10 protein-coding genes are annotated in these 10385 nt (G+C 66.6%); 6 read left to right on the forward strand and 4 right to left on the reverse strand.

The genetic code is table 11. The annotated features are described in order from the left end of the window. Nucleotides 1-86 precede the first annotated feature (86 nt). From ARGLB_RS03575 to ARGLB_RS03585, 3 genes are read right to left on the reverse strand one after another with little or no spacing between them, the layout of a single operon-like run. Entirely contained in the window at nt 87-1088 is a 1002-nt protein-coding gene (locus ARGLB_RS03575; RefSeq protein ID WP_003799024.1) for a tripartite tricarboxylate transporter substrate binding protein, read from the reverse strand. A 52-nt stretch (nt 1089-1140) separates the two neighbouring features. Continuing rightward, a complete protein-coding gene (locus tag ARGLB_RS03580) occupies nt 1141-2640 on the reverse strand; it encodes a tripartite tricarboxylate transporter permease (RefSeq protein WP_003799026.1) in 1500 nt (499 codons plus the stop codon). Between the two features lie 2 nt (nt 2641-2642). Further along, nucleotides 2643-3146, reverse strand: coding sequence for a tripartite tricarboxylate transporter TctB family protein (locus tag ARGLB_RS03585; RefSeq protein WP_043417827.1), 504 nt, complete (start codon nt 3144-3146; stop codon nt 2643-2645). Nucleotides 3147-3266: 120 nt separating this feature from the next. Here ARGLB_RS03585 and ARGLB_RS03590 point away from each other — a divergent pair, with 120 nt between their 5' ends. Genes ARGLB_RS03590 through ARGLB_RS03600 form a run of 3 tightly spaced genes read left to right on the forward strand, consistent with a single transcriptional unit; the run spans nt 3267 to nt 5418 of the window. Next, the gene (locus ARGLB_RS03590; RefSeq protein WP_003799029.1) at nt 3267-4067 is read left to right on the forward strand and encodes an IclR family transcriptional regulator; all 801 of its coding nucleotides are present in this window, start codon (nt 3267-3269) and stop codon (nt 4065-4067) included. Nucleotides 4068-4088: 21 nt separating this feature from the next. Further along, the gene (locus ARGLB_RS03595; protein ID WP_003799031.1) at nt 4089-4973 is read left to right on the forward strand and encodes an aminoglycoside phosphotransferase family protein; all 885 of its coding nucleotides are present in this window, start codon (nt 4089-4091) and stop codon (nt 4971-4973) included. 40 nt (nt 4974-5013) lie between these two features. Next, nucleotides 5014-5418, forward strand: coding sequence for a VOC family protein (locus tag ARGLB_RS03600; protein ID WP_003799033.1), 405 nt, complete (start codon nt 5014-5016; stop codon nt 5416-5418). A gap of 246 nt (nt 5419-5664) precedes the next feature. Here ARGLB_RS03600 and ARGLB_RS03605 read toward each other — a convergent pair whose 3' ends face one another. Then, a complete protein-coding gene (locus ARGLB_RS03605) occupies nt 5665-6309 on the reverse strand; it encodes a 4a-hydroxytetrahydrobiopterin dehydratase family protein (protein WP_003799035.1) in 645 nt (214 codons plus the stop codon). Between the two features lie 118 nt (nt 6310-6427). On the opposite strand from ARGLB_RS03605, the gene ARGLB_RS03610 reads away from it, so the two are divergent. The 3 genes from ARGLB_RS03610 to ARGLB_RS03620 all read left to right on the forward strand — a co-directional run bounded on the left by ARGLB_RS03610 (nt 6428) and on the right by ARGLB_RS03620 (nt 10220). Next, nucleotides 6428-7645 carry an NHL repeat-containing protein gene (locus ARGLB_RS03610; RefSeq protein ID WP_003799037.1) on the forward strand — a complete coding sequence of 406 codons (1218 nt, stop codon included), beginning with the start codon at nt 6428-6430 and terminating at the stop codon, nt 7643-7645. Nucleotides 7646-7687: 42 nt separating this feature from the next. Beyond that, complete coding sequence (locus ARGLB_RS03615) at nt 7688-8689, forward strand: LacI family DNA-binding transcriptional regulator (protein ID WP_003799040.1); 1002 nt, start codon at nt 7688-7690, stop codon at nt 8687-8689. A gap of 181 nt (nt 8690-8870) precedes the next feature. Then, nucleotides 8871-10220 carry an ABC transporter substrate-binding protein gene (locus tag ARGLB_RS03620; RefSeq protein WP_003799041.1) on the forward strand — a complete coding sequence of 450 codons (1350 nt, stop codon included), beginning with the start codon at nt 8871-8873 and terminating at the stop codon, nt 10218-10220. The last annotated feature ends 165 nt before the right edge of the window (nt 10221-10385 follow it).

Consider the following 10385-nt stretch of genomic DNA (forward strand, 5'->3'; position numbering starts at 1 on the left):
CTGGTGGTGTCGGTTTGAACGAGGTGGGCGGTCTGGGCCGTATGCGGGCGGGCTGGTCCTTCTTTTGGCCCAGTCCTTCTCTTGAACTAGTCCTTCTTCTGGACCAGCGGCAGGACCTTCTTGAAGTCCGCTTCCTGTCCTGCCCAGAACGTCTGGTAGTCCTTGCCGGAGAGGTAGCTGGTCTGCAGGCCGAGGTCGTTCATCTTCTTGACGACCTCCGGGTCCTCGATGGCCTTCTGGAGGGCGGCCTCGAGCTTCTTGGCGACGGCGTCCGGAAGGCCGGCGGGGGCGGAGTAACCGCGGGCGGTGCCGGCTTCGACGTCGTAACCGCTTTCCTTGAACGTGGGAACGTCCGGCAGGGACGGGGACCGCTCGGTGGTCATGATGCCCAGGACCCGGGCCTTGTTCTGCTTGGTCAGGTCGGTGACGTCGCTGACATTGGCAACCAGGATGTCGACGTGCTTGCCGAGGAACGCCGTGGTGGCCTGGGAGGCCCCTTCGGAGAAGTGGACCGGCGCGAATTCGGCGCCGGTGGTTTCCTGGATCTGGGCCAGCGCGAAGTGTTCGCCGGTCTGCAGGCCGGTGGTGCTCGCGGTGAGGGACTTGGGGTTGGCCTTGGCGGCGTCGAGCAGTTCCTTCAGCGTCTTGTACGGGCTGCCCGGCTGGACGGCGATGACGGCCGGGTCAATGACTTGGCGGCCCAGCGGCTGGAAGCTGTTGCGCGTGTATTTTGCGCCGCGGCTGGGGTCCAGCGGGAATACGACGACAGACGGGGAGCCGGTGGCTCCTATGGTGTAGCCGTCAGGCTTGGCGCTGGTCAGCTGGGTGTAGCCGATCTGGCCGCCGGCACCGGGCTTGTTGATGACCTCGACGTTGGTGCCGAGTTCCTTCTCCAGGACGGGCTGGACCAGGCGGGCCGCGGTGTCCACGGCGCCACCGGAGGAGAAGGCGACGATGAGGTCGATGGACTTTCCCTTCTTGGGGAAGTCGCCGCCGGCAGCGGAGGTTGCGCCGGCGTTGGCGCCGCACCCGGTGAGGGCGAGCAGGGCAGCAGCGGCGATGGCCGCGGTGATTTTGGTGCGTGACAAGTTCTTCTCCTTCGAAGAGGCTGATTGTTTGTTGGGGGGAGTGCGGGCGGGTTTAGGTTTCGGGGTCGTCCATCAGGGCTTTGGGCTTGCGGAGCTTCAGCAGCGGGCTGCAGATGATCAGGACGCCGAGGATGATCAGGACCAGGGAAATCGGGCGGTTGAGGAAGATGCTGAAGTCGCCCTGGGAGATTTCCAGCGATTCACGCAGCGACCGTTCCATCAGCGGACCCAGGACCAGGGTGAGGACCATGGGGGCCAGCGGGATCTCCAGGTGCCGGAGGGCCAGCCCCAGCAGGCCGAAACCGATCATCACGAAGACGTCGAAGACGCTGAAGTTGATGGTGTAGGCGCCGATGACCATGAACAGCAGGATCAGCGCGGTCAGGATCGGAGCCGGGACCCGCAGGATCGAGGTCCACAAACCCACCAGCGGGACGTTCAGCAGCACCAGCAGAAGGTTGCCGATAAAGAGGCTGGCGATGATCGCCCAGGCGATCTCGGAGTGCTCGGTGAACAGCGTCGGTCCCGGCGTCAGGCCCTGCTGAAGGAAGGCCCCCATCAGGACGGCGATGGTCGGGGAAGCGGGGATGCCGAGGGTGAACAGCGGGATGAGCGCGGCGTTGGCGTGGGCATTGTTGGCAGTTTCCGGCCCGGCAACACCTTCGACGGCGCCCTTGCCCAGCTCGTTGCGGTGCCTGGAGAACTTCTTCTCGGCGCCGTAGGAGAGCAGGGATGCGACCGATCCGGTCATGCCCGGGATCAGGCCGAGTCCGAAGCCGATGCCGGTTCCGCGGGCCATGGACGGTGCGCTGCGGCGCCATTCCTTGCCGGTGGGCAGCAGCGAGCGGAGCCCGGGGGCGTGCACCACGGTCGACTCGCCCTTCCGGTAGGAGAGGATCTCGGACAGGCCGAAGACGCCGACGATGACAGCCACGAAGCTCACGCCGTCCAGGAGCCGGTCCATGCCGAACGTGAAGCGGGGTGCGCCGGCGACGGGGTCGATGCCGACCATGGAGATCAGCAGGCCCAGGGCTCCGGAGATCAGGGCCTTGACCATGGATTTGCCGGCCAGCGCCACGAGCAGGGAGATGCCGACGACCATGAGGGCGAAGAATTCCGGCGGACCGACGAGCAGGCCGAGCTCGCCCAGCGGTTTGGCGGCGGCAACGAGTCCGAGGGTGGCGATGGTGCCGCCGACGAAGGAGCCGATGGCGGCGATGGTGAGGGCCGCTCCGGCCTTGCCCATCTTTGTCATCGCATGGCCGTCAATGGTGGTGATGGCCGACGCCGCCTCACCCGGGGTGTTCAGCAGCACGCTGGTGATGGTTCCCCCGTAGGCCGTGCCGTAGAAGATGGCGCAGAGCATGATGATTGAGCCGGTGGGGTCCATGTTCAGCGTGAGCGGGATGAGCAGGGCGACGCCGGCCACCGGGCCGATGCCCGGCAGGACGCCGATCACGGTGCCCAGGAGGCAGCCCAAGAACGCGAAGATGAGGTTCTGCCAGGTCAGGGCGGCCGCGAAGCCGTTCAGCAATTCATTGAGGGTGTCCATGTCTAGAGTCCGATCAGGTTCAGGACGGGAATAGATGAGACAGGCAGGGCCACGTTCAGTCCGTAGTTGAAGGCGTAGAAAGCTCCGACGCTTCCGGCCAGGGCGGTGAGCAGGGCGGACAGCCAGCCCCGCTTCCCCCGGATCTTCAGGTGGTACATCAGGAAGAGGAACATGCTCAGCTGGAAGCCGAGCAGGTCCAGCAACGCTGCCAGCAGCACAAGGCTGACGACGACGGCGAGCACCAGTCCGCCGTCGGCCTTGTCACCTGCCGCGCTGGGGCGCCTGAGCTCCTGAAGCAGCCACAGGACTGACATCGAGGCGAGCACCGCGCCCATGGCGAACGGGAACAGTCCGGGGCCGGGACCCAGCGAGGTCCAGAGGCCCAGGCCCACTGAGCTGACAAGTACATAGGCGCCCAGTGCCCCGAAGGCGGCGATCCCGGCCAGGACGCTGCGCGCTGGCCTCGTCCGGGCGGGGGACTGGGTCATGGTCGACTCCGTTGTCATCAAAATGCCTTCCAATTGCTTTCATAGAATGAAAGTGTCTTACGTCAGAAGAAATAGTGACACGGCCCACAGGCGCTGTCAAGCGGGTAGGTAGGGACAGAACTTACATAGAATGAAAGAATGACGGTCACCAATGCGCAGCCCGGTACTGCAGCGGACGACGGCGGCAAGCCCTCCAACATGCGCTCGCTGTCGCGGGCGTTGGAGGTGTTTGCCGAACTGCAGCGGGCGGACCGCCCCCAGCGGCTCAGCGATCTGGCACGGAACTGCGGCATGAGCCTGCCCACCACGCTGCGCATCCTGCGCGTGCTGCAGGATTTCGGCATGGTCAGCCAGACGGACAAGACCTACCGGATCGGACCGGCCGTGCTGCCAGCGGCGCGCAGCTACATTGAGAACGATCCCCTGGTCACTGCATCCCGCCCGGTGCTCCAGCAGGTGGCGGCGCAGACCGGAATGACCGCGTCCCTCTACACCCGTCTGGGTTTTGAACGCATCCTGGTGGTCCGCGTCGACGGCGACGCCCCGCTCCGGTATGACATGCCGCTCGGCAAGCGGCTTCCCCTGACCGTCGGCGCGGCCGGCAAGGTCCTGCTGGCCGGTGCGTCGGACCAGCATCTTCAGGAAGTGGTGCAGGGGGCGGTCGCGGCCGGACACGAAAAGCCCACCTTCAGCCTGGCCGAGCTCAAGGCCCGCCTGCCGGAGCCCGGAACGGACTACGCCTACTCGGCCGACGAGCGCGCCACCGGAGTGCTCTCGGTGGCGATCGCCATCAACCGGTCCGGGCTGCTGCCGAGCGAATCGATTGCGCTGACCAGCCCGGTGGAGGCCGCCACCGAGGAGGGGCTGAAGGCAGGCGTCCCCGAACTGCGGCGCGCAGCAAACCGGCTCTCTGAACTGCTGGAGGGCACCGTCTACTAGTGCAGGAAAGGCGGGAGTCTGATGGCAGGAATGCCGCCGGCCACCATCGAAGTGAGTGACGCCGTCGTCCACGCCCTCATCAGGGCCCAGCGGCCGGACCTCTCAGGCCGCTCTTTGGTGCGCATTGCCAATGGCTGGGACAACGCGACCTTCCGCCTCGGTGACGATCTGGCGGTCCGGGTGCCGCGCCGGGCCGAAGCCGTGCCGCTGATCCTGCATGAGCAGCAGTACCTTCCCAGTATTGCGAACCGGACCCCGGTTCCGGTTCCCGTGCCCGTCCATGCCGGCAGCCCGACGTCGGACTTTCCCTGGCCCTGGAGCATCGTGCGGTGGGTTCCCGGCGCACCGGCGGTCGAGGCCGGGCCGGCGGACCGTGCGCCGGCCGTTGATGGCCTGGCCGCCTTTCTCAGGTCGCTTAACGTGCCCGCGGATGAAGGGGTCCCAGTGAATCCGCTCCGCGGGGTCCCACTGGCGGACCGGAACGCGGCAGTGCGGGAACGGCTTGGGGACCGGGAACGCTACCCGCAGGCGGCAGGGCTGAGGGAAGTGTGGGCGCAGGCCTGTGCGGTTCCCGTATGGGACGGTCCGGCGATGATGCTCCACGGGGACCTGCATCCGGCCAACATCCTCCTGGCGGCCGACGGATCGCTGGCCGGCGTGATTGACTTCGGCGACGTGGGGGCCGGGGATCCCGCCGTCGACCTTGCCGTGGGCTGGTTGATGTTCGACGCCGGCGCCCGCCAGCGCTTCATCGGCGCCTTTGGCTCTTCGGTGGACCGGGGAACCTGGATGCGCGCCCGCGGCTGGGCCCTCGTCCTGTCTACCGCCATGCTGAGCAACTCCGACGACAATCCCCGGATGTTCTCCGTGGGGGAGTTCGGGATCCGGCAGGTCCTGGCGCGCTGATCCGGCGTTTTGCGCGGGCCGGGGCGGTAGGGTGAGGCCCATGGAGATGCGCCTTGAAGTTGTGCAAGTGCCGGTAGCCGACGTGGACGCGGCGAAATCGTTCTACGTGGAGAAGCTGGGCTTCCTCCTGGACCACGACGTGGAGCACATCCCCGGGATGAGGGTCGTGCAGCTGACGCCGCCTGGTTCTGCTGCCTCGATCGTCATCGGGACGGGCATGACCAGCATGGCGCCGGGGAGCCTCGAAGGGCTGCAGCTCGTCGTACCCGACATTGACGCCGTCCGCGCCGAGCTGCAGGAGCGCGGCGCCGGCATCAGCGACGTCCAGGACATGGGCGGGGTGAAGTTCGCCTTCCTCAGCGACCCGGACGGCAACCGCTGGGTCATCCAGGGGGCGACGCCTCCCGAGGTCAAGAGCGCGCACCTGGACCCAGCCGCGTCGTAGAGGTGCAGCCGCCTCGTAGCTGCCTGGCGCTGCGCCGTCGCTTTTCGTGACGAGGACATATTCGACTGCGAGGGCAAGGGCGCCTCCGGGTCTACGAACCCGACCCGCTCATCGTGCGGCGTGGCCGGGAGGACGTGGGCGACCGATCGGCCTCGTTCGGGTCAGCCGCCCCTACCCACCCGTAACCACGCGGCGTTAGGATGCCGTGTGACTTTCACCCATGGATAAGGCACTGCTGCCGGAACGTCAGTTGCGCCCCTGCCAGGTGCAAATGTCCACCACATTCCCTTCGGGGTCGATGAGGGACACCCACGCCGGCGCATAACGGTCGCCCAGGACACGGCCGCCGGCGGCCACGATCGCGTCTATGCGCGCCTGCGCCTGGTCGTGCGGGACCGAGACGTCCATGTGGATACGGTTGCGCGGCGGAACGAACTCCTTGTCCTGGAACCACGCGGGCGGGCCGATGAGGTTGGGTTCGATGAGGTCCTCGTCCCCGACGGCGACGTAGCCCAGCGCAGCCCGCCAGAACTCCATCACGGCCGGTCGGTCCGCGGTGTCGAACGCGAGCTGCACGTGCTGCACGGCGGAGGGATCCGACTTCAGCCGCAGCCGGGTGGCAATGCCGGAGATGCTGCGGGCAAGCTCGAGGTCGCGGTCGCTCAGGCCCACGCCCGGTGTGATGACCTGGACTGTCACCGTGTCCGGTCTGAGGTCCACGAGCGGGGCATGGCCCATGGCTTCGGCGGCCTCTGCGATCGCGGCAACAAACTTCGCCCCGGTGGCAAAGTCGCCTGTCTCATAAAGTGCTTTCGCACCCCAGAACAGCACCCGCCACTCCGCGACGCCGTCGGCGGAAGAGAACTCTGCATCGGAAATCCCTGTTGCCATGCCCCCACTATTCGGACTCCGGCGGCGCCGGTCAATGGGGCCGTCCCGGCAGCTAGTAGGCTTCCTTGGGTTGGCTTCACGCCGATGCATTATTGGGGAATTTATTGGGGGAAATTTCATGAAGTACCGCTGGGCCACGTTCACTGCCGTTTTCGGAGCAATGTTGTGCCTCGGTTCCGCGCCGGCAGTCGCGGCACCTGATGAAGGAACAATCTCTGTCGACGGCGCACCCGTGCGGGTGGCCATTGCGGCGGACGGCACGGCCTACCTCGGCAATTACGGCCAGGGCGGCGGCATCTTCGTGGTTCCCCCCGGCGCCACCAAGCCGTCCCGCACCATCAGCACCGGAGGCCACATCACCACGGGGCTCGGGCTCGGCCCGGACGGCACCCTGTATGTGGCCACGGCAGACGGTGACCAAAGCGCCGTCGGGGTTGTTCCGGCCGGAGCTACAGACATGGCGCGGACCATTCCGGTGTCCGCCGGGTTCCATCCGCTCGCCGTCGGACCGGACGGAACGGTATACGTCGCCAACTCCACTGGAAACACCGTCTCAGTCATTGCGCCGCAGGGGACGGCGGTGGATCGGACCGTCAAGGTCGGGGCAGGCCCGGCGGAAATAGCGGTGGCAAAGGACGGAACCGCGTTCGTGTCCAACCAGACTGCTGGCACTGTCTCCGTGATCCCGGCAGGGGCGGACGCCGTCTCAAAGACCATCGAGCTGGTCTCGGACACCGGAACGTCCCAGGAACCGCACGGGATCGCTGCCGGACCAGACGGAACCGTCTACGTGGCCAACATCAAGTCCAATGACATTGCCGTCATCAAAGCCGGCGCCGACACCGTGGCTGAGCGGATCTACGTCGAGGGAGGGCCGCAGGACGTGACCGTCGCACCGGACGGCTCCCTGTACGTGACGAGCCTGCTGACCCAGAAGCTCTCCGTCATCCGTCCCCACGCCAAGGACGTGGGAGGTTCCATCTCCACCGACGGCGGCCCCGGTCACCTGGCGGTGGCACCCGACGGTTCGGTCATCGTGATCAGCCCCGGATCCGGCCCCGGACAGGGCTCGGTGGTCCGGTATTCCGCCGAAGCACTGGCGGCAACGCCGCTTGCGTCCGGGGCGTCGACGGCGGCAGCACCGGCCGCAACCCCGGCTCCCGAAGCGGCGTCGCAACCAGCCGCCGGAGCACAACCGTCCGCCGGTTCCCGGAACGCCCTGCTCGCCGTGGCCGGCGGGGTGGCGGCAGTCGTCGTCGGCGTCGCTGTTTGGATTCTGCTGAAAGGCCGACGCCGGAAGGCCGGGCTGGCTGCCGGCGCCAGCCAGGCGGGGTAGCGGGCTGTAACATCGATCCCATCCGACGTTGAAAGGGGAGCAGTGCGCGCAACGGTCAAGGACGTCGCGCGCCGTGCCGGGGTTTCGCCCAAGACTGTCTCGAACGTGATGAACGGCGTGGTGCCGGTCAGCGGATCCACCAGGCTCAAGGTGGAGCAGGCCATCCTCGAACTCGACTATGTGCCCAACCTTTCCGCCCGGGGCCTGCGCAACGGCAGGTCCGGCGTCATTGCCCTGGCGCTGCCGGACCTGGCCACACCGTACTCCGCCGAGATCGCGCACAACGTGGTGGAGGTCGCCCACGAGCAGGGCTGGAGCGTCCAGATCGAGGAAACCGGGTCCGATCCCCGCCGCGAATACGAGCTGATGTCCCGGGCGCGGTCCAACCTGATCGACGGTCTGATCCTCAACCCCGTGGTGCTGGACGAGAGCGCCGTCAAGGTGGGTGTCTCCCTGCCTCCGGTGGTCCTGCTGGGGGAGGTGTCCCAGCAGCTGGCCGACCGGGTGTGGGTGGACAGTGTTGCCGCCGCCCGCGACATGACCCTCGCGCTGGCCCGGACTGGCCGGCACCGCATTGCCGTGCTGGGGACTGCCGAAGGCCGGCACTCGGCAGCGGCAGTTCTGCGCACCCGCGGCTACCAGGCCGCGCTTGAGGAACTCGGCATTGACCGGGACGAATCGCTGCTGATCCCCTGTGAGAAGTGGACGCCACAGACGGCGGCTGGTGCGCTTGCCTCCTACCTGGATGCGCACCCGCTCCCGGACGCCCTGTTCTGCTTCACCGACTCGATGGCCATCGGTGCGCTCAGCGTGCTGTGGAAGCGCGGAATCAAGGTTCCGGACGACGTGGCGGTGGCAGGCTTTGACGACATCGCCGACGGGCAATATGCCGTGCCGTCACTCACCACCGTGTCCTTCGACAAGCGCCGCGTGGCCACTGAGGCCCTGCGCCTGCTCACCGAGCGGATGACCGACCGGGCCAGCGGGCAGCGTGTGGTCACCGTCGATTACAGGATCATTGAGCGGGACAGCACCCGCAGCTAAACGAGACCGTCACATCAGATTGTTGGCGCTAACAATTTTTCCTTGTGTCGCGTTTTACAACGATGTAATGTGAGGTCTGCGTCACACGCCAGCTCTTACGGGATCCGAAATGCACCGGACCGGAAGGCTGGCGCGGTGCCATAAGGATTACTTTCAGCGGACCCATCCAAAGGAGTGACGGGTGAAGCAGTTTGATTTTTTCGCCGGGAAACAGTTGTCCGGCAAACAGGTGTCCCGGCGGCAGTTGCTGGCAGGAACCGCGGCCCTGGGCAGTGTGTTTGCCGCGGCCGGCCTCACGGGCTGCGGCGGAACCGCCTCGGCGGCGGCCGTCCGGGACATTGCGTTCTGGCATCTGCTGTCCGGCGGCGATGGCATCAAGATGCAGGCCATGATCAGTGCGGCGAACGCGGCCAACCCTGGCTTCAAGGTCCATCCGACCGTCCTCGCGTGGGGCCCGCCGTACTACACCAAGCTGGCCATGGCGTCAGCCGGCGGCCGACCCCCGGAGCTTGCCATCATGCACGCCAGCCGCGTCCCCGGGTATGCGCCGGGCGGACTCATCGATCCGTGGGACATGTCCCTGCTGGCCGAACACGGCGTGACCGCGGAGAGCTTCGCCCCGCGGATCTGGGACAAGAGCCAGCACGACGGCCAGGTGTTCTCCATTGCGTTGGACTCCCACCCCTTCGTGATGTTCTACAACACCGACGTCGCCGGTAAGGCAGGGGTCCTGGCCTCCAACGGGCAGCTGCAGGTGGTGACCTCGCCGCAGGACTTCCTTGCGATGGCCCGAGAGATGCAGAAGGTGACGCAGGCGCACGGCCTGTCCTTCGGCTACCTCGGCAGCGGATCGCAGATGTGGCGCCTGTTCTACACGCTCTACAAGCAGCACGGGGCGGACATGGAACTCACGCCTGGCCAGCCGATGAAGGTTGACCGGGATGCCGCCGTCGAATCCCTGGAATTCATGGCCTCGCTGTTCGATGACACCGTCGCGGCAAAGAGCGGTGACATCGGCACGGGCATCGCGGAATTTGCCCGCGGCGGTTCGGGCATGCTGTTCAGCGGCATCTGGGAACTTCCCACCTTCAAGAAGGCCGAGCTGCCGGTCGATGCCGCCACCATCCCCACGCTATACGGGACGCCGGCGTCGTACGCGGATTCGCATTCCTTCGTGCTGCCGCGGCAACTGAACGTCGATGACGGGAAACGGCGCGACGTGTACAAGTTCGTCAGCGACATGCTCAAGGGCTCGCTGTCCTGGGCGGAGGCCGGCCACATTCCTGCCTATCAGCCGATCGTGCAGTCACAGGCCTACCGGGAGCTCACACCCCAGGTCCACTACGCCAACGCCGCGGACATCATCGCCTACGATCCCGAGGCCTGGTTCAGCGGCTCGGGTTCGGACTGGCAGACCTATTTTGCCGAAAACGTGCAGAACGTGCTCCTCGGCCGCGACAAGGCAGCCGATGGCTGGGACGCCTTTGTGCGGCGCACCAACACCCTTCTTTCCCGGCCCAACCCGGTCTGAGGCCACTGAGCTTCCGAAAGCACTGAGCGACAAAGGAGTCCCCGATGAGTTCCTTAGCAACATCCCAAGACGCCGAGCGTGAGGCGTCATCCCTGCGCGGCCAGCCCCGCAGAAACCCGTCCCGCAACAACGCCACCGGTTCAGAAACCTCCAGTCCCCGCCGGA

This window comes from Arthrobacter globiformis NBRC 12137 (genome assembly GCF_000238915.1).
In the GTDB taxonomy this organism is placed as follows: domain Bacteria; phylum Actinomycetota; class Actinomycetes; order Actinomycetales; family Micrococcaceae; genus Arthrobacter; species Arthrobacter globiformis.

Coding starts and splice junctions, on each gene's coding strand:
- ARGLB_RS03580 (WP_003799026.1), bottom strand. CDS start 2,640: ATGGACACCCTCAATGAATTGCTGAACGGCTTCGCGGCCGCCCTGACC.
- ARGLB_RS03585 (WP_043417827.1), bottom strand. CDS start 3,146: ATGACAACGGAGTCGACCATGACCCAGTCCCCCGCCCGGACGAGGCCA.
- ARGLB_RS03590 (WP_003799029.1), top strand. CDS start 3,267: ATGACGGTCACCAATGCGCAGCCCGGTACTGCAGCGGACGACGGCGGC.
- ARGLB_RS03595 (WP_003799031.1), top strand. CDS start 4,089: ATGGCAGGAATGCCGCCGGCCACCATCGAAGTGAGTGACGCCGTCGTC.
- ARGLB_RS03600 (WP_003799033.1), top strand. CDS start 5,014: ATGGAGATGCGCCTTGAAGTTGTGCAAGTGCCGGTAGCCGACGTGGAC.
- ARGLB_RS03605 (WP_003799035.1), bottom strand. CDS start 6,309: ATGGCAACAGGGATTTCCGATGCAGAGTTCTCTTCCGCCGACGGCGTC.
- ARGLB_RS03610 (WP_003799037.1), top strand. CDS start 6,428: ATGAAGTACCGCTGGGCCACGTTCACTGCCGTTTTCGGAGCAATGTTG.